Here is a 17,029-nt window from a genome sequence, read left to right on the forward strand (position 1 = left end):
CGAGAGCTGAGATGGCGGATGTGAACGAGATGGCGACAGCGGCCATGGCCGCCCAGTTCGAGGCGCTGAGGGCTGAGATCGCAGCCCGCTCGCAAGCTCAGTCCAACGCCCTGCAGCTTGCTGTGACGGCGTTCGGCGCATTGGCCGGCCTGCGATTTTCCCAGTATGGCGACGCCCGGCTGCTGCTGGTCATTCCGATCGTGGCGGCCGTGCTGGGCCTCGTCTGGTTCGACCACGCCGCCAACATCTTCAATCTCGGCGACTTCATCAAAGACCGCATCGTTCCGGCCTGGAAGCAGGCCGCGAAGTTGGCGGACCTGCCGGACTATGAACAGTTCATTCGCGGCTACGAGCGCAAGCGGATGGTCATCCTGCGATCCTTCGGCCTGCCGCCCTTTCTGGTATTCATCTTCCTGCCGGCCGCCGCCCTTGTCCTGGCCTTCGATGCGCCGCAATGGGACTGGGCCTTCTGGAGCCTGGTCGGCCTGGATTTGGCTCTGCTGGCTATCGTGATCGCCTATTGGCTGCCGTTCGCCCTCGGGCCGCGGCCTTCGCCGCCGCCCGAGGCCGGTTGATGCCGCCCGCCGTCGTTCACGTCCATTGGGCGTTTCCACCGACGACAGGCGGCGTTGAGTCGCATCTTGCGGACCTTGGTCGGCTGCAGAGCGCGTCGGGCCGGCGGGTGGTCATCCTCACGGGCGAGCCGGATCCGGTGAGGCATCCGGCCTATGAGGTCGTCAGCTCGCCGCTGATGACGCTCAAGCGGGCCCGCGTCAACGCCGCCACGCCCGAAGCCGACGCCCCCGCGCTGGCCGTGCTCATTGCGGATCTGGTGGCGCGGACCGGCGCCGACGTCATCCACGGCCACAACCTTCACCACTTTTCCCCCGCGCCGGCGATCGCCGTCGAGGCGCTGCGCCATCAACTCGGGATCTCCGCGCACCATACCTTCCACGAGACCTGGCCGGACATCCTGACCGACCGTCCGCTCTATCGGGGATGGGAGGGGACCTATGCGATCTCCGGCTATATCCAGCAACAATGCGCCGAGCTGATCGGCTTTCGGCCGGACCTGCTGCATCCCGGGATCGACACGGAGCGCTTCCGCCCAGTGCGCGCGCCCTTCTCCGGGACGGGCCCAGCCGTGCTGCTTCATCCGGCGCGCCTGCTGCCCTGGAAGGGCGTGCACATCTCGGTGGAAGCGCTGCGGCGGCTGCGCGATCGTGGCCATGACGTGCGTCTGGTGCTGACCGACACCCAACGAATCGCCGATTGGGACGGCGCCTTGCCAGCCTATCGTCGCCAGGTGCTGGGCCAGATCGAAGCGCTTGGACTGACCGCGGCGGTCCAGTTCGTCAGCGCCCGATACGATGAGATGCCGGCGCTATACGACATCGCCGATGTGGCGCTCTACCCGACCATCCAGGGTGAGCCCTATGGCCTTGTTCCGCCGGAGGCGATGAGTGCCGGGCGGCCGGTGGTCGCGTCCCGCTGCGGCGGCATCGTCGAGACGGTGGTGGACGGCGAGACGGGCTTCCTCGTGGAGCCCGGCGACGCTGACCACCTGGCGAACCGCATCGAGGTCCTCCTGGAGGACCCGCCTCTTGCGCGCCGCATGGGCGAAGCCGGCCGCGCGCGGATCGAACGGCATTTCAGCGCTTCGGGTTATGTTTCGGCTCTTGAGCGACGATATGCCGTGCACGGGACCGCTACTCCGGCAGATTGCTGAGCCCCGCGACTTGAGCCTGTTCGACGCGGCCGAGCCGTCGTCACGCGGCGCTAGCGGATCTTGTCGAAGCCCGCCTGGATCGCCTGCATCTTCGTCTCGTCAATTCGGCCTTTGCTGCGGCTGGCGAGCTCGGCCACGGTCATGGCGCCGATGCGGCCGTAGAACAGGCGAAGCCCGGGAATCTCTTTCTCGAATACGGCCTTGGCTGCGGCGTTCTTCAGGATGACCGCGATCGGCGTGGTCTGGACCGAGAGCGCGGCCGTGGCGGCGGTCTGGGCGGCGGCGGGTTCTGCGGCCGCGGGGAGGGCGGCGGCGGCCAGCGCCGCGGCGACGAGGACGGATCGCATCTTGGAGTCTGTTCCCTTCAATCGCCGATGAAGCTCGGCCATTCCGCAGAACAGCAATTTGCCGGGTCAACGCAGGCTGAACCGATGCGCCGGCTTTCGCGAGGCCGCGGCTTTGGGTAGTGAGACGGTCATGAACGACGTGAACCGCAGCAAACTGATCAAGGGCCGGACCGGGGACTGGGAAATCGTCCTGGGGCTGGAAATCCACGCCCAGGTGGCCTCCAACGCCAAGCTGTTCTCCGGGGCCGCCGTGGGCTTCGGCGCCGGGCCCAACGAGCAGGTCAGCCTGGTCGACGCGGCCATGCCGGGCATGTTGCCGGTGATCAACAAGCACTGCGTCGAGCAGGCGGTGAAGACCGGCCTGGGCCTGAAGGCCGAGATCCACCCCTGGTCGCGCTTCGACCGGAAGAACTACTTCTATCCGGACCTGCCGCAGGGCTACCAGATCAGCCAGTTCAAGGACCCGATCGTCGGCGAGGGCGAGGTGCTGGTCGAACGCGACGACGGCTCGACCTTCACCGTGCGGATCGAGCGGCTGCACCTGGAGCAGGACGCCGGCAAGAGCCTGCACGACCAGGATCCGAACTCGACCTATGTCGACCTCAACCGGGCCGGCACGGCGCTGATGGAGATCGTCTCCAAGCCGGACATGCGCTCCTCGGAAGAGGCGGCGGCCTATGTGAAGAAGCTGCGCACCATCCTCATCTACCTGGGCACCTGCGACGGGGACATGGAGAAGGGCAACCTGCGCGCCGACGTGAACGTCTCGGTCTGCCGTCCTGGCGACTACGAGAAGTTCCGCGAGACCGGCAGCTTCAGCCACCTGGGCACGCGCTGCGAGATCAAGAACGTCAACTCCTACCGCTACATCCAGCAGGCGATCGAGTACGAGGCGCGCCGGCAGATTGAGATTCTCGAAGACGGGGGCTCGATCAACCAGGAAACCCGGCTGTTCGATCCGACCAAGAACGAGACGCGGTCGATGCGCTCGAAGGAAGAGGCGCACGACTACCGCTACTTCCCCGATCCCGACCTCTTGCCGCTGGTGCTCGATCCGGCCTGGATCAAGGAGATCGAGGCCAGCCTGCCGGAACTGCCCGACGCCAAGAAGGCGCGCCTGCAGTCGCAGTATGGCCTGTCGGCCTATGACGCCGGCGTGCTGATCACCGAACAGGCGCGCGCCGACTTCTACGAGGCCGCGGTCAAGGGCCGCGACGCCAAGCTGACCGCCAACTGGGTGACCAACGACCTGGCCGCCCGGCTGACGGCGGCCGGGCTCGACATCACCGAGTCGCCGATCGGCCCCGGCGCCATCGCCGAGCTGGTGCAGCTGATCGAGGAAGGGGTGATCTCCTCGAAGATCGCCAAGGACGTCTTCGAACGCATGTGGGCGGGCGACGGCGCGCCGGGCGAGATCGTCGAGAAGCAGGGGCTGCGCCAGGTCTCCGACACCGGCGAGCTGGAGAAGATCATCGACGGCCTGATCGCCGCCAACCCCGGCCAGGCCGAGGCGGTGAAGGACAAGCCCCAGGCGCTGGGCTGGTTCGTCGGCCAGGTGATGAAGGCGACCCAGGGCAAGGCGAACCCCGGCGTGATCAACCAGCTGCTGCGCAGCAAGCTGGGCGTGGGATAGGGGGCGCTCGCCTTCCCACTTGCCGCTCGTCCCCGCGAAAGCGGGGATCCAGGCGTTTTTGTTGGCTGACTCGCCGGCGACCCTGCGGCCGGAACTAAAAAACCTGGGTCCCCGCTTCCGCGAGGATGAGCGGGTTTTTTCAGTCCCCGATCACGTCGAAGATCTGGCCGGTGGCGCGCGACACCAGCATGTAGCGGCCGCCCATGCGCACCCAGGCGAAGCCCGGCGGCGGGGGGCGAAGCCTGAGGCGGCCGTAGTCGGGAACCACGGCGCCGCGGTATTCCGGCGGAACCTGGCCGCCGCGGCGCAGGCCGTAGCCCGCCGGCGGGTGTCGGGCGAAACCCGGCCCGGGCACGACGTAGGGTTCCGGCGGGCCGTCCTGCCAGCGGCCGCGCGGGCCGCGGTCACCGCGCGCCTCGCGCGGGTCGCGGTCGCCGCGTCCCTCGCGCGGGTTGCGGTCGCTGCGCCCCTCGCGCGGGTCCGGCCGCCACTCGCTTCGCTCGCGACGGTCGTTCTGGTCCCGATCGTGGCGGCGGCCCTTCCCATCGGCCAGGGCGTCGCCGCCCGCGAGCAGGGTGCTCGCGAAGACGGCAATGGCGGCGATGCGGAACAGCAGCTTCATTGGCCCTGATTTACCCAGACCTGGCTTATCCCAGAAAACACGTCCTCGATGACGCACACCATCATCCGTCTGGCGTGAACTGACGCTGAACGCAGAAGCTGCGCAAGGCGTGCGCGAAATAGGCGCGGCCGCAAGCTTGTCCCGCCGACGGCTCTCGCCATCTAAAGCCCCGACGCCAGCTGTAGAGAGATAGACCATGGCCCAGCCGATCGAGCTGCACTATTGGCCGACGCCGAACGGCCACAAGATCACCATCGCGCTCGAGGAGATGGGCCTGGCCTACGAAATCCGGCCGGTGAACATCGGCAAGGGCGAGCAGTTCGAGCCGGCCTTCCTGGCCATCAGCCCCAACAACCGCATGCCGGCGATCGTCGACCCCGAGGGGCCGGACGGCCAGCCGATCTCCGTCTTCGAATCCGGCGCCATCTTGCAGTACCTCGGCCGCAAGAGCGGCAAGTTCTACGGCGAGGGCGAGCGCGGCCGGGTGGAGGTCGAGCAATGGCTGTTCTGGCAGATGGCGGGTCTGGGGCCGATGGCCGGCCAGGCGCACCACTTCCGCGGCTACGCCCCGTCCCTGGCGCGGGACCAGCGTCAGCTGGCCTACGGCGCCAACCGCTACACCCATGAGGTGCATCGGCTCTATGGCGTGCTCGACCGGCGGCTGGCGGGACGCGAATTTGTCGCAGGCGCCTATTCGATCGCCGACATGGCCGCCTGGCCCTGGGTCACTCCCTGGCGCGCCCAGGGCATCCACCTCGAGGATTTCCCGCACCTGAAGGCCTGGTACGAGCGGATTGAAGCGCGCCCGGCCGTCCAGCGCGCCCTGGCCCACGCCGAGAGGGTCCGCAGCATAAATCTGGCGACAGCAGGGCCGGAAGCCGATGAGCAGAGGCGCGTCCTGTTCGGCCAGCGGGGACGCTGAATCCGCCTACAGAACATTGGCTCCGTAATCCCGCCGAATGCTTGAGCGGGGATTCATCCTGAACCCCGGACATCTGCGCCTTAACCATGTGTTCAGGCAAGATCGGCTTTGCTGCAGTCGTGAAGACGGGTTTGAGGGCTCCAGAACGGAGCGCTTCCCGCCGATGACAGGGATACAGGACGATGTTGCCCCGCTTGGAAGTCGCCAATGAAGGCCTGCCGCTTCCCACGTCGGACGCCTCGGGTGACGAACTTTTCCGCCTCGGTCTGCTCTATTCGACCGGGCAGGGCGGCGCGCCGCTCGACTACGTCTCGGCCCACATGCTGTTCAACCTGGCCGCGATGCGCGGCTCGATCGAGGCCAAGGTCTATCGCAAGGAACTGGCCGACGAGATGGCCTCCGGCGATGTGGCCGAGGCCCAACGCCAGGCCCGCGAGTGGCTGTCCCACGGCTGAGGCCCCAGGGCCGCCAGCCGGCTCGAACCGCCAACGCCGGTCCCCCAGAGAATCTTCTGACGGATTTTCCCGAACGGACCGTTGCCCGCGGGCGCGCGGTTCGGCTATGAGGAGCGTCCCTCGCGGCCCGAGCCGGGCGGCGGGTGGTCGGGGAGCCACCCCGGACAAAAAACGTGCTGGTGACGTGGCCGAGTGGCTGAAGGCAACGGTTTGCTAAATCGTCATACTCGAAAGGGTATCGAGGGTTCGAATCCCTCCGTCACCGCCATTTTTTCCTTGTAATCATTGAGACTTTTCCTCGGGGCGCCGACCTCGCGCGATTGGCGGTGCTCGAGCCGAGCGCCTCGATGAACAGGGGACCTGCTCTTACGCAGGCGCCGCCACGAGAGCTGGGTCTGCATTGGGCGCGGCGTCCCATCGCATCGACCACGTCCATCAGGCCGCCTTTGCCGTGCGGCGGAGCCTCGCTAAACTCCGCCCATGTCCGACGGACCTGCCCTCCTGGAGCGCGAGGAGCCGCGCGCAAGGCTCGAGGCGGCGCTGGAGGCGGCGCGGCGCGGGAAGGGGCGGGTGGTCACGATCGAGGGCGAGGCGGGGATCGGCAAGACCTCCCTTGTCCTGAGTTTCGCCGACGTCCATCGCAGCGACGCGCGCGTCCATGTGGGCGGCTGCGAGCACCTGTCGACGCCTGAGCCTCTGGGGCCCTTGCGCGACATCGCCCGGGAGAGCCAGGGCCGCTTTGCGCTGGCGGCGAGCGGGCAGCTCGCGAGCTTCGAGTCCCTGTTGCGCCTGCTCACCAACGGCCGCGGGCCGGCGCTGCTGGTGATCGAGGACCTCCACTGGGCCGACGACCCCACCCTGGACGCGATGCGCTACCTGGGCCGGCGTATCCGTGACGCGCCGATCCTAGTGGCGGTGACCTTCCGCAACGATGAGCCCGCCTCGCAGGACCGCCTGGCGTCGCTGTGGGCCGACATGCCGCGCGACGCCCGCGAGCGCGTCGAATTGCGTCCGCTGTCGTTGCAGGCGGTGTCGACTCTCGCCCATTCCGGGGGCCGCGCGGCGCGCGACGTGTTTGAAGCCACCGGCGGCAACCCCTTTCACGTGACCGAATACCTCGCCGCCGAGGAGCCAGGCGTGCCGCGCAGCGTGCAGGACGCCACTGTGGCGCGGGCGGCGCGCCTGAGCCGACGGGCCCGCCGCGTGCTGGACTGCGCGGCCATCTCCCCGCGGCAGATCCGCGAAGAGAGCCTGCGGACCCTGGCCGAGGACAAGGACGACGCGGGGCTGGAGGAATGCCTGCGCAGCGGCATGCTCAACGCCCGCGGAGGGGCGCTGGCGTTCCGCCACGAGCTGGCCCGCCGCGCCATCCACGACGCCATGGCGCCGCTGCGTCGGCGCGAGCTGCACGCTGCGGCCCTGGTGCTGCTGAAAGGCCGCAACGACGCCAGCGCCGTGGAGATCGCTCACCACGCCGAGCAGGCCGGGGCCGTGGAGGATCTGGTGACCTATTCGGCGCGCGCCGCCGAGGAAGCCTCCGACCTGGGCGCCTTGCGCGAGGCCGTGGCGCACCTGGACAAGGCGCTGGCGCACGGGACTTGGCTGTCCAACCGCGAACGCGCGGACCTGCTGGAGCGGCAGGCGGAAGCGGGCGAACTGTGCGGCGCCTTCGACATCGCCACCCGCGCCATCGAGGAGGCGATCTCCGTTTACCGCCGCGCGGGCGACGTCCTTGGACTGGGCAACGCCTTGCGTCTTTCGGCTCGCCTGAGCTGGCTGGAGGGCCAGCCGGTGCGGGCCGGTCAGCGAATTCACGAAGCGGTGGAGGTGCTGCGCGCCCGTGACGACACCTGGCAGTACGCGCTGGCGCTCAGCGGCCAGGCGCAACTCGACAGCCTGGCCGACCGCAACGATCTGGCGATTTCCCGCGGTCGGGAGGCGATGGCGCGCGCCGAGCGCCTCGGCCGTTGGGACGTCTACCTCCACGCCATGACCAACGTGGCGATGACGCGGTCGCAGATCGACCTCGACGCCGGCCTGGCGCAGACGACCGCCGCGATCGCCGAGGCCCGAGCCCGGGACGAGCCCGATTTTCTGCCACGCCTGTACGTGAACCTGACCTATGTGATGACTGTGGCGCGGCGCTATACGGGTCTGTTCGAGGCCTTCGGCGACGGCCTCAAGGCCGCGCTTGAGCGGGACAACGCTCCGCTCGAGGCCTACATGCGTGGGTCCCGGGCGGCCGCCCTGCTCGACCTCGGACGCGCCGAAGAGGCCATCGCCGAAGCGGAATATGTCCTCCATGGACCGTATCCGCATGGTCTGGCGCGCTTTCCCGCCTTGATCGCCTTCAGCCGGGCCCGCGTCCGGCTCGGCCTGCGGGACGGCGGCGCCCTGGAGGAAGCCCGCGCCCTGCCGATCGCCAGCCAGGAGAACATGCGCCTCGCGCCCATCGCCATCGCCGACGCCGAGGCGTGTTGGCTCGGCCTGTCGCGGCTGGACGCCCGCGCCCGACTGCGCGATGTGCTGGATCGGGTGGTGCAGGCGCAAAGCCAGCCCTGGCTGGCGGCCGAGGCCGCGCTCTGGCTGACCGTCCTGGGCGACCCCCCAGAGCTTCCGGACGAGGTGCTGGTGGGATTTTCCGAGGCGCACCGACAGCATGTCGCCGGTCGATGGCGCGAGGCCGCGGCGGCCTGGGCACGCGTGGGAGCGCCTTACGAGCAGGCGGTCGCCCTTTCCGCGGGAGACGAGGCGGCCCAGCGCCAAGCGCTTGGCCTGTTCGACCGGCTGGGCGCGGCCCCGGCCGCCCGGAGGCTGCGCCAGGCCATGCGCCAGGCCGGCGTCCGGGGGGTGCCGTCCGGGCCACGCACGGCGCGGCGCAACGACCCGGCCGGGCTCACGCCGCGCCAAAACCAGGTACTGGCCCTGCTGGCCGACGGCCTCTCCAACGGAGATATCGCCGAGCGCCTGGCCACCTCGCCCAAGACTGTGGAACACCACGTGAGCGCGATCCTGGCCGCCTTCGAGGCCCCCAGCCGCGCGCGGGCTGTCCAGATCGCCCGTGAGCGCGGCCATCTGGACAGCCTTCAGGGCTGATGGCCCCAAATCCAGGGACCGAAATCTAAGGGCCGAAATCTAGGGGATCGGGCCGCAAATCTAGGGGGTTCCCCCGACGCGGCGACCTGCGTCGCGCGCCATTCCTGCCGCCAGAAGTAACAATGCCCAAGCGGAGGTTTGGAGATGTCACGCCTGCTCACACTGATTTACGGCGTCCTGTGCTACGCCGTGTTCCTGGCGGTTTTTGTCTATGCGATCGGGTTCATAGGCGGTTTCGTCACGCCCACGTCGCTGGACGGGCCGCCCACCCGACCGCTGGGCGAAGCCCTGGCCGTCGATTTCGGCCTGCTCGCACTCTTCGCCCTGCAGCACAGCGGCATGGCCAGGCCCGCCTTCAAGCGCTGGTGGACGCGGATTGTCCCCGAATCCGCCGAACGCAGCACCTACGTCCTGGTAAGCTCGCTCGCGATGATCGCCCTGTTCGTGCTCTGGCAGCCGATCGGCGGCGTGGTCTGGCGCGTGTCGGAAGGCCCCGCGCGGACGGTGGTGGTCGGCCTCTATCTCTTCGGCTGGGCGTTGCTGCTCTACACCACCTTCCTGATCGATCACTTCGACCTGTTTGGCCTCAAGCAGACATGGCGCAAGTTCCGCGGCCAGCCCTACCTGTCGCCCCGTTTCCACACCCCAAGCCTTTACCGGCTGGTGCGCCATCCGCTCTACATCGGCTGGCTGACGATATTCTGGTACGCGCCCGTGATGACCACGGCGCACCTGCTCTTCGCGGCGATGACCACGACCTACATACTGATCGCCATCCAGCTTGAAGAGCGCGACCTGGTGACGCCTTCGGCGAAACCTACCTCGACTACCGCCGCCGCACGCCCATGCTAGTCCCGTGGCCCCGGCGCGCCGGGTCTGCGCCTGTCGTTCCCGGGCCGGCGCGCCGAGAACAAGCGTCCACCGCCGCTCGGCGCAGGTCGCCCCCCGGCCTCTGAGTTCCTGAGGGTGTCGCCAGACGAGGGCGGCCGCGGAATTTCAGATTCGCGGCCGCGCCGTCGTCCCTAATGCCGCGGGGGCTCGTCCTTGGTCCGGGCTCCGTCGCGGGGCGCCTCGTCATTGCGCGGGTGCTCGCCGCCAGAGGCGGCGGCCTTGTCGCCATAGGCGCCGACGCCGGGAGCCGCGCCGACGTCCGCCGCGCTGCGCTGCGAGCGCCACTCGTGGAAGGCTTGGCCGAAGTGGCGCTGACGCTCGCTGCGGAAGCGGCGATATTCCTCGTCGTACTGGCGGTGCTGGTCGCGGCGCCATTCCTGATATTCGCGGTCGTGGCTGCGCAGCTGCGCATCGCGCCAGCGCAGGTAGTCCGGATCGAAGTCGTGGTCGGGGTGAGTCTGCGAACGCTGGCCGTATCCGGCCTGGCTCTGGCCGACGCCTGGATCATCGAGGTCGAAGTTGCGCCGCCGCTCGGAGTCCGGGTCGATGCCCCAGTCGGGACCTGAGCTCGCGCCGCCGCCGAAACCGCCTTCGCTTTCCTGGCTGTAGTCCTGGTCGCCATAGAGGCCGGCGGACGGGCGGTCGCCGCGGCGGGGGGCATAGCCGGCCGCGCCGGCGTCCTCATAAGGCCGGCCATAACCGCCGGGCTCCGGGTCGTCGTTGCGAGCGTCGAAGCGCGCCGGACCGTGCCGGCCGCTGTCGCCGAACGCGCGGCGCTCCTCGCCGCCGGACCGGCCGCGATCGCGGATCTGGTCGCGCCGCCAGCGGTCGCGCTCGGGGTCGTGACGCGGTCCGCGCGGATCATCCCACCTGGGCATTTTCGCCTCCTTCAGCTGGTCTGCTGCCAAGCTGACCAACGGCCGGGACGCAGAGCCGTTCCGGTGCTAGGCGCGGCCGGCCGCCGGCATGGTCTCCAGCGCCAGGACGTCGCTGGCGTCCTCGGCGTCCATGATCTTCAGGAGCCGGGCGCGGGCGCGGTTCACCCGGCTCTTGATGGTGCCCAGCGCGCAGCCGCAGATCTCGGCGGCTTCCTCATAGGAGAGGCCTGCGGCGCCGACCAGGATCAGCGCCTCGCGGTGTTCGTCGGGCAACTGTTGCAGGGCCGCCTGCAGCGAGTGCACCGCGACGCTCCAGTCCTGGGTCGGGGCGGTCTTCAAGGCGCCGGCGTATTCGCCCTGTTCGTCGCGGACCTCGCGGCGGCGGCGCAGCACGTGGGTGTAGTAGGTGTTCCGCAGGATGGTGAAGAGCCAGGCGCGCAGGTTGGTGCCCGGCTCGAACCTGTCGCGGTGGGTCCAGGCCTTGATCAGGGTGTCCTGCACCAGGTCGTCGGCGTCGGAGCCGTTGTGGCAGAGGGACCAGGCGAAGGCGCGCAGCGCTGGGATCAGTGCGACGACTTCGTCCCGCCAACTGGACGTCGCGGTCATGGCGCCCTCAATCTGCCCGCGCGGCGGGCTCATGCACTCAGCCTTGCGGCGCCCGATCAACGCGAGCCCTATGTATCCGTTCCGGCGCCTTGCGGGCGGCGCGAGCCTGTAAGGTCCGGAACTTCGGGGCGCCTGCCGACGTTGGCGTCCCGATCCGCGGAGCCTTGGGGTAAGCGCGGCCGGACACGGGCAGGCGTGGGCGAGGAGCGTTCGATGGATTATCCGCATGGGACCGCGCCGGGTAAGGCCGTCCAGGCCGCGCCGCCGGCGTTGTCGGCTGATCTGACGGCCGACCTGGCCGCCCGCTACGGCGCCGTGCGCCACGCCAGCGAGGCCCTGACCCGCAGCCTGACGGCGGAAGACCAGCTCGCCCAGTCGATGCCGGACGCCAGCCCGACCAAGTGGCACCTGGCCCATGTCAGCTGGTTCTTCGAGACCTTCCTGCTGATCCCCCGGCTGGCCGGCTACCGGCCGTTCGACCCGCGGTTCGGCTACCTCTTCAATTCCTACTACGAGGCCTTGGGGGCCCGGCAGCCAAGGCCGGCGCGCGGCCTGCTGACCCGTCCCTCGCTGGACGACGTCCTGGCCTATCGCGCCCATGTCGACGCGGGCATGGCCCGGCTGATGGAGACGCTGGACCCCGAGCTTGCCGCGCTGGTCGAGCTGGGGCTGGCGCACGAGCAGCAGCATCAGGAGCTGATCCTGATGGATATCCTGCACCTCTTCGCGAGCTCGCCGCTGAAACCGGCCTACGCCCCGCCGCGCGGGGCGCCGGACCCGGCCCTGCCGGCTCCGCTGTGCTTCGTCGACATCGCCGGCGGCCTGGTCGAGATCGGCCACGACGGAGCGGATTTCGCCTTCGACAACGAGACGCCGCGGCACAAGGTCTGGCTCGAGCCCTACCGGCTGGCGGATCGGCTGGTGACCAACGCCGAATGGCGCGCCTTCATGGCCGACGGCGGCTACCGGCGGCCGGAGCTGTGGCTGTCCGACGGCTGGGCGCGGGTCCAGGCGGAAGGCTGGCGGGCGCCGCTCTATTGGGAGGAGGGCGAGGACGGCTGGAGGGTCATGACCCTGCACGGCCTGCGCTCGATCGAGCCCGCCGCCCCGGTCGGCCACGTCAGCTTCTACGAGGCCCAGGCCTACGCCGCCTGGGCGGGCGCGCGGCTGCCGACCGAGGCGGAGTGGGAGCATGCGGCGGCGGCGGTGGAGCTCGAAGGTCGCTTCCTGGGCCGCGCCCGCATCGATGCGGCCGCCGCGCCGAAGGGCGAGGGCCTGCGGCAGATGTTCGGCGACCTTTGGGAATGGACCGCCAGCGCCTATTCGCCCTATCCGGGCTTTCGCCCCGCGGTCGGCGCAGTGGGCGAATACAACGGCAAGTTCATGGCCGGGCAGTTCGTGCTGCGCGGCGCGGCCTGCGTGACGCCGGCCGGCCATGTGCGGGCGAGCTACCGCAACTTCTTCTATCCGCATCAGCGCTGGATGTTCTCCGGCGTGCGGCTGGCGATGGACGGCGCCGGCCAGATGGCGGGCGGGTTCCGCGACGACGTGCTCGAAGGCCTCTCCCGGCCGCAGAAGTCGATCTCGCCGAAATATTTCTACGACGCCGAGGGCTCGCGCCTGTTCGAGGCGATCTGCGAGCTGGCGGAATACTATCCGACCCGCACCGAGATCGGCCTGCTGCGCGGCGCGGCGGCCGAGATCGCCTCGGCCATCACGCCGGGAGCGGCCCTGGTCGAGTTCGGCAGCGGCGCCAGCGTGAAGACCCGCATCCTGCTCGACGCCGCCCCGCAGCTGGCCGCCTACGTGCCCGTCGACATCAGCCCGGACGCCCTGGCGGAGGCGGCGCGTGCGATCGGCCGCGACTATCCAAAGCTGATCGTCGCGCCGCTGGCGGAGGATTTCACCACGGCGCTGCGGCTGCCGGCGGAGATCGCCGGCCGCCCGGTCACCGGCTTCTTCCCTGGCTCGACCCTCGGCAATTTCGCGCCCGACGAGGCGCGGGACTTCCTGGTCCGCGCGCGGCGGCTCCTAGGCGAGGGCGCACAGTTCCTGATCGGGATCGACCTGGTGAAGTCCGAAGGCGAGCTGGTCGCGGCCTATGACGACGCGCTCGGCGTCACCGCGGCCTTCAACAAGAACCTGCTGGCGCGGATCAACCGCGAACTCGGCGGCGATTTCGATCTGGAAGGGTTCGCCCACCGAGCCCTCTGGAACGCCGGCGAAAGCCGGATCGAGATGCATCTCGAGAGCCTGCGCGAGCAGCAGGTCGAAGTCGCCGGCCGAAGCTTCCGCTTCCAGGCGGGAGAGACCCTGCATACCGAGAACTCCCATAAGTTCACGGTCGAAGGCGTCGCGCGCCTGGCCGAGGCGGCCGGGTGGCGGCTCGAGCGGCGGTGGACCAGCGTCCACCCCGCTTTCGCCGTCGTTCTCTTGCAGGCCTAGATGTTGTTGGGCTCACGGCCGCGAGAGCGACCGCCGCCACGGCTGGCTTCCCCGCCCTTGCGGCCGGCCGAGGCCGCGAGATCGCGGTCCTTGGCGAAGCTGCGCTTTTCGCCGGGCACGGAGGCTCCGCCCTTGCGGGCGATCTCGCGACGGCGTTCGGGGTTCATGGCGGCGAAGCCTCTGCGGGCGCGGGGCTTACCGGATTCGACGTTGGGCATGGGGTCAACTCTCCTAATCTGGTGACGACATGGGTTGGGCGGGCGAGGCGCCGTGCGGTCCGTCGTCGTCTGACGGCCGCACATGGACGGGACGCGAGGGGCGCCGCGGTTCCGCATCCGGGCGAGGGGTGGGGTCAGGGATGTTCGCCGGTTCGGACATGGCGTCTCGCTGGGTCTGTGGTCAGGCTAACCATCGAAACGCAGCAGAGGTTGCGTGGGCGCCACACGCATTTCGCGGGGAAAAGCTTGGCCGGATTAGGACCGCGGCCAGATCGCGTGTTCACGATCGCTTGTGACGCACTCGGACGAACGCCGGTCGCCGGGCGTTGGCGCCCTAAAGCGGGAGCTGCACGCGTGCGGTCAGTCCGCCGTCGCTGCGGTTGGTCAGGCTGACATCGCCCCCATGGCCGCGGGCGATGGAGCGGACCACGGCCAGGCCCAGTCCGATGCCGCCGGTCTGGCGGCTGCGGGACGGTTCGCGGCGGTAGAAGGGTTCGAACACCCGTTCGATGTCGCAGGGCGGGATGCCTGGCCCATCATCGGCGATCTCGACCACGGCATAGGCTTCGTCGTGGAAAACCCGGGCGCGGGCGCGGCCGCCGAACTTCACCGCATTCTCCAATAGGTTGGTGAACAGGCGGCGCAGCGCCATGGGGTCGCCCTCGATCACCACCTTGTCGGCGCGCTCGACGATGTCGGTGTCGGCGCCCGTCTCGGCCATCTCGTCGCAGAGGCTCTCCAGCAGCGAGGAGAGCTCCAGGCGGGTCCGTTCGGCCGGCCGGCTGGCGTCGCGGACGAAGGCCAGGGTGGCGGAGATCATCGCCTCCATCTGTTCGATGTCGGCCGCCATCTTGGCGCGCTGGTCCTCGGGCACGCTCTCGATGCGGAAGCGCAGGCGGGTGAGGGGGGTGCGCAGGTCATGGGCGACGGCGCCGACCATGGCGGTGCGGTCGTCGACATAGCGCCTGAGCCGCGCCTGCATGTCGTTGAAGGCGGCGGCGGCGACGGCGATCTCCGACGTGCCCTTGATGGTCAGCGGCGGCGCCTGGGGGTCGCGTCCGAGCCGCTCGGCGGCCCTGGCCAGGACGCTGATGGGCGTGGAGAGGCGGCGGGCGAAGAAGTAGGCCATCGGCGCGACGGCCAGGGCCGACAGGGCGAACCATATGAGCACCAGCCGTTCCCACGGGTTCAGGCCGAAGGTCGGCTCCGGCTGCACCACCCGCCAGGCGCCGTCCGGCTGGCGCACGCCGATTTGAAAGGGAGCGATGACGAACTGCTCCTCGGTGCCGCCCTCCTCGGCCATCCGGCTGCGCAGGGTGCGGAACACCCGTCGGTCGGCGAACGGCCCGTAGTCGCCGGCGATGATCACGTCATCCAGCGGGACCCCGAGCTGCCGCGAGATCCGCGCGCGGATGATCGGCACCGCGCGGCTGTCGAGCGTCGGTTCAGGCGCCTCGACCTGGGTCACGATCTGCAACGGCCGGCGTTCGCCAAAGGCGTGGGTCTCGCCGCGCAGCACCTGCTCGACCTCCGTCAGCCGGTAGAAGTCCGGCATCGGCGGCGGCAGCTTGAAGACCATCACCATGCTGATCGCCTGGCAGGCGAGCACGGTGGCGGCGGCGAAGAGGAGGATGCGGCCGAACAGCGACGCCGTGGGGCGCCCGCTCGCCCAGGTCGTCACAGGCGCTTCACCTTCGGGCTGAACATATAGCCTTCGTTGCGCACGGTGCGGATCAGGTCCTGGCCGCCCCCGTCATCGAGCTTGCGGCGCAGCCGGCTGATCTGCACGTCGATCGCCCGGTCGAAGGCCTCGCTCTCGGGCCCGCGAGCGAGCTCCAGCAGCTGGTCGCGGGTGAGCACCCGCTGGGGATGCTCGACGAAGGCGCGCAGCAGGCCGAACTCGCCGGAGGACAGGTGGACGACCACGCCTTGGGCGGAGCGCAGCTCCCGCTTCACCAGGTCGAGGCGCCAGCCGGCGAACTCGCAGCCGGCGACCGCGCCGGGCTCGGCGGGGCGCTGCTCGATGCGCCGCAGCACCGCGCGGACCCGGGCCAGCAGTTCGCGGGGATTGCACGGCTTGGGGACATAGTCGTCGGCGCCGACCTCCAGGCCGACGATCCGGTCGGTGTCCTCGCCCATGGCCGAGAGCATGATGATCGGCGGTCCGCCGTCGGTGTTGGCCAGCCGGCGGCAGATCGCCAGCCCGTCCTCGCCCGGCAGCATGACGTCGAGCACGATCAGGTCGACCGGACCACGCCCCAGCGCCTCGTCCATCTCGCGCCCGTCGGCGGCGGTTTCGACGTTGTACCCGTGGCGCCCCAGAAAGTCGGACACGACGTCCCGGATGCCCGGATCGTCGTCGACCATCAGAATGCGCGCGGTGGTGGCGCTCATATCGGCTTGGATCTCCATGGCCGCCATCTAACGAGTCCAGCGTATCATCCGGATTTCACGCTTGAAATCAGGCGAGAACTGCGTCGGCGACAAAGGGGTTGGTCTGGCGCTCCTGGCCGAAGGTCGACATCGGCCCGTGGCCCGGCACGAAGGCCACGTCGTCGCCCAGCGGCCAGAGCTTGCCGGTGATCGAAGCGATCAGCTGGGCGTGGTTTCCGCGCGGGAAGTCGGTGCGGCCGATCGAGCCCTGGAACAGCACGTCGCCGACCTGGGCCAAGCCTGCGTCGCGATGGAAGAAGATCACATGGCCCGGCGTGTGGCCGGGGCAGTGGTAGACCTCGAACTCGGTCTCGCCCAGGGTCACGCGGTCGCCGTCCTCGAGCCAGCGATCCGGGGCGAAGCGCTTGGCGTCGGGGATGCCGTAGGCCTTTCCGGAGTCCTCGATCTGCTCGATCCAGAAGGCGTCCTCGCGCTGCGGGCCTTCGATGACCGCCCCGGTTGCGGCCTTCAGCGCCGCCGTGCCGCCCGCGTGGTCCAGGTGGCCGTGGGTGATCCAGATCTTCTCCAGCGTCAGCCCCTGCTGTTTCAGGGCGTCGAGCAGGCGCGGAACCTCGCCGCCCGGATCGATGATTGCGGCCTTCAGGGTCTTGGCGCACCAGACGATGGTGCAGTTCTGCTGCAGCGGAGTGACCGGCGCGATCATGGCCCGGATGGCGGGCTCGGGGGCGGGAGCGTTCATGCCGCCTAAGATCGGGCGTCCGGACGAAGAAGAAAAGGCCCGGACAGGCGTCCG

16 protein-coding genes and 1 tRNA gene are annotated in these 17,029 nt (G+C 69.5%); 9 read left to right on the top strand and 8 right to left on the bottom strand.

From position 1 onward, the window contains the following. The first annotated feature begins 11 nt into the window (after positions 1–11). Both ACSQ2B_RS01195 and ACSQ2B_RS01200 read left to right on the top strand, forming a co-directional pair. Complete coding sequence (locus ACSQ2B_RS01195; RefSeq protein ID WP_436046630.1) at positions 12–575, top strand: hypothetical protein; 564 nt, start codon at positions 12–14, stop codon at positions 573–575. After that, entirely contained in the window at positions 575–1,729 is a 1,155-nt protein-coding gene (locus ACSQ2B_RS01200; protein WP_436046631.1) for a glycosyltransferase family 4 protein, read from the top strand. The genes ACSQ2B_RS01195 and ACSQ2B_RS01200 overlap by 1 nt, the downstream gene beginning before the upstream one ends. A gap of 50 nt (positions 1,730–1,779) precedes the next feature. On the opposite strand, the gene ACSQ2B_RS01205 is transcribed toward ACSQ2B_RS01200, so the two are convergent. Then, a complete protein-coding gene (locus ACSQ2B_RS01205; RefSeq protein ID WP_436046632.1) occupies positions 1,780–2,076 on the bottom strand; it encodes a hypothetical protein in 297 nt (98 codons plus the stop codon). Positions 2,077–2,206: 130 nt separating this feature from the next. On the opposite strand from ACSQ2B_RS01205, the gene gatB reads away from it, so the two are divergent. Beyond that, positions 2,207–3,709 (top strand): Asp-tRNA(Asn)/Glu-tRNA(Gln) amidotransferase subunit GatB, encoded by a 1,503-nt coding sequence (gene gatB / locus ACSQ2B_RS01210; RefSeq protein ID WP_436046633.1) that lies wholly within the window; start codon positions 2,207–2,209, stop codon positions 3,707–3,709. Positions 3,710–3,848: 139 nt separating this feature from the next. On the opposite strand, the gene ACSQ2B_RS01215 is transcribed toward gatB, so the two are convergent. After that, positions 3,849–4,331, bottom strand: a complete 483-nt coding sequence (locus ACSQ2B_RS01215; RefSeq protein ID WP_436046634.1) for an RcnB family protein — start codon at positions 4,329–4,331, stop codon at positions 3,849–3,851. 196 nt (positions 4,332–4,527) lie between these two features. Between ACSQ2B_RS01215 and ACSQ2B_RS01220 the strand changes: the two genes are divergently transcribed. From ACSQ2B_RS01220 to mddA, 5 genes are all read left to right on the top strand, one after another. Beyond that, complete coding sequence (locus tag ACSQ2B_RS01220) at positions 4,528–5,253, top strand: glutathione S-transferase N-terminal domain-containing protein (protein ID WP_436046635.1); 726 nt, start codon at positions 4,528–4,530, stop codon at positions 5,251–5,253. Positions 5,254–5,435: 182 nt separating this feature from the next. Next, entirely contained in the window at positions 5,436–5,708 is a 273-nt protein-coding gene (locus ACSQ2B_RS01225) for a sel1 repeat family protein (protein ID WP_436046636.1), read from the top strand. Positions 5,709–5,886: 178 nt separating this feature from the next. Next, a tRNA-Ser gene (locus ACSQ2B_RS01230) sits at positions 5,887–5,976 on the top strand. A 212-nt stretch (positions 5,977–6,188) separates the two neighbouring features. Next, complete coding sequence (locus ACSQ2B_RS01235; protein ID WP_436046637.1) at positions 6,189–8,804, top strand: ATP-binding protein; 2,616 nt, start codon at positions 6,189–6,191, stop codon at positions 8,802–8,804. Between the two features lie 144 nt (positions 8,805–8,948). Further along, positions 8,949–9,656, top strand: a complete 708-nt coding sequence (gene mddA, locus ACSQ2B_RS01240; RefSeq protein ID WP_436046639.1) for a methanethiol S-methyltransferase — start codon at positions 8,949–8,951, stop codon at positions 9,654–9,656. Positions 9,657–9,826: 170 nt separating this feature from the next. Here the strand turns inward: mddA and ACSQ2B_RS01245 are convergent, their stop codons facing one another. Further along, positions 9,827–10,573, bottom strand: a complete 747-nt coding sequence (locus ACSQ2B_RS01245; RefSeq protein WP_436046640.1) for a hypothetical protein — start codon at positions 10,571–10,573, stop codon at positions 9,827–9,829. Between the two features lie 66 nt (positions 10,574–10,639). Further along, positions 10,640–11,179, bottom strand: coding sequence for a sigma-70 family RNA polymerase sigma factor (locus ACSQ2B_RS01250; RefSeq protein ID WP_436046642.1), 540 nt, complete (start codon positions 11,177–11,179; stop codon positions 10,640–10,642). Positions 11,180–11,392: 213 nt separating this feature from the next. On the opposite strand from ACSQ2B_RS01250, the gene egtB reads away from it, so the two are divergent. Continuing rightward, positions 11,393–13,624, top strand: a complete 2,232-nt coding sequence (egtB, locus tag ACSQ2B_RS01255; protein WP_436046644.1) for an ergothioneine biosynthesis protein EgtB — start codon at positions 11,393–11,395, stop codon at positions 13,622–13,624. Here the strand turns inward: egtB and ACSQ2B_RS01260 are convergent. The 4 genes from ACSQ2B_RS01260 to ACSQ2B_RS01275 form a co-directional block, all read right to left on the bottom strand. Further along, positions 13,621–13,842, bottom strand: a complete 222-nt coding sequence (locus ACSQ2B_RS01260) for a general stress protein (protein ID WP_436046645.1) — start codon at positions 13,840–13,842, stop codon at positions 13,621–13,623. The two genes, egtB and ACSQ2B_RS01260, sit on opposite strands and share 4 nt — an antisense overlap. 334 nt (positions 13,843–14,176) lie before the next feature. Further along, positions 14,177–15,523 carry an ATP-binding protein gene (locus ACSQ2B_RS01265; protein ID WP_436046646.1) on the bottom strand — a complete coding sequence of 449 codons (1,347 nt, stop codon included), beginning with the start codon at positions 15,521–15,523 and terminating at the stop codon, positions 14,177–14,179. Beyond that, positions 15,520–16,263, bottom strand: coding sequence for a response regulator (locus ACSQ2B_RS01270; protein WP_436046648.1), 744 nt, complete (start codon positions 16,261–16,263; stop codon positions 15,520–15,522). Before ACSQ2B_RS01270 ends, ACSQ2B_RS01265 begins: the two co-directional genes overlap by 4 nt. A gap of 40 nt (positions 16,264–16,303) precedes the next feature. Then, entirely contained in the window at positions 16,304–16,975 is a 672-nt protein-coding gene (locus tag ACSQ2B_RS01275; RefSeq protein WP_436046650.1) for an MBL fold metallo-hydrolase, read from the bottom strand. Between the last annotated feature and the right edge of the window lie 54 nt (positions 16,976–17,029).

Source organism: Phenylobacterium sp. LjRoot225 (assembly GCF_964252855.1).
Classification (GTDB): domain Bacteria; phylum Pseudomonadota; class Alphaproteobacteria; order Caulobacterales; family Caulobacteraceae; genus Phenylobacterium.

Excerpts from the sequence above, each read along its gene's own strand:
- ACSQ2B_RS01195 (WP_436046630.1), top strand. The coding sequence starts at position 12 with ATGGCGGATGTGAACGAGATGGCGACAGCGGCCATGGCCGCCCAGTTC.
- ACSQ2B_RS01200 (WP_436046631.1), top strand. The coding sequence starts at position 575 with ATGCCGCCCGCCGTCGTTCACGTCCATTGGGCGTTTCCACCGACGACA.
- ACSQ2B_RS01205 (WP_436046632.1), bottom strand. The coding sequence starts at position 2,076 with ATGCGATCCGTCCTCGTCGCCGCGGCGCTGGCCGCCGCCGCCCTCCCC.
- gatB (WP_436046633.1), top strand. The coding sequence starts at position 2,207 with ATGAACGACGTGAACCGCAGCAAACTGATCAAGGGCCGGACCGGGGAC.
- ACSQ2B_RS01215 (WP_436046634.1), bottom strand. The coding sequence starts at position 4,331 with ATGAAGCTGCTGTTCCGCATCGCCGCCATTGCCGTCTTCGCGAGCACC.
- ACSQ2B_RS01220 (WP_436046635.1), top strand. The coding sequence starts at position 4,528 with ATGGCCCAGCCGATCGAGCTGCACTATTGGCCGACGCCGAACGGCCAC.
- ACSQ2B_RS01225 (WP_436046636.1), top strand. The coding sequence starts at position 5,436 with ATGTTGCCCCGCTTGGAAGTCGCCAATGAAGGCCTGCCGCTTCCCACG.
- ACSQ2B_RS01235 (WP_436046637.1), top strand. The coding sequence starts at position 6,189 with ATGTCCGACGGACCTGCCCTCCTGGAGCGCGAGGAGCCGCGCGCAAGG.
- mddA (WP_436046639.1), top strand. The coding sequence starts at position 8,949 with ATGTCACGCCTGCTCACACTGATTTACGGCGTCCTGTGCTACGCCGTG.
- ACSQ2B_RS01245 (WP_436046640.1), bottom strand. The coding sequence starts at position 10,573 with ATGCCCAGGTGGGATGATCCGCGCGGACCGCGTCACGACCCCGAGCGC.
- ACSQ2B_RS01250 (WP_436046642.1), bottom strand. The coding sequence starts at position 11,179 with ATGACCGCGACGTCCAGTTGGCGGGACGAAGTCGTCGCACTGATCCCA.
- egtB (WP_436046644.1), top strand. The coding sequence starts at position 11,393 with ATGGATTATCCGCATGGGACCGCGCCGGGTAAGGCCGTCCAGGCCGCG.
- ACSQ2B_RS01260 (WP_436046645.1), bottom strand. The coding sequence starts at position 13,842 with ATGCCCAACGTCGAATCCGGTAAGCCCCGCGCCCGCAGAGGCTTCGCC.
- ACSQ2B_RS01270 (WP_436046648.1), bottom strand. The coding sequence starts at position 16,263 with ATGGCGGCCATGGAGATCCAAGCCGATATGAGCGCCACCACCGCGCGC.
- ACSQ2B_RS01275 (WP_436046650.1), bottom strand. The coding sequence starts at position 16,975 with ATGAACGCTCCCGCCCCCGAGCCCGCCATCCGGGCCATGATCGCGCCG.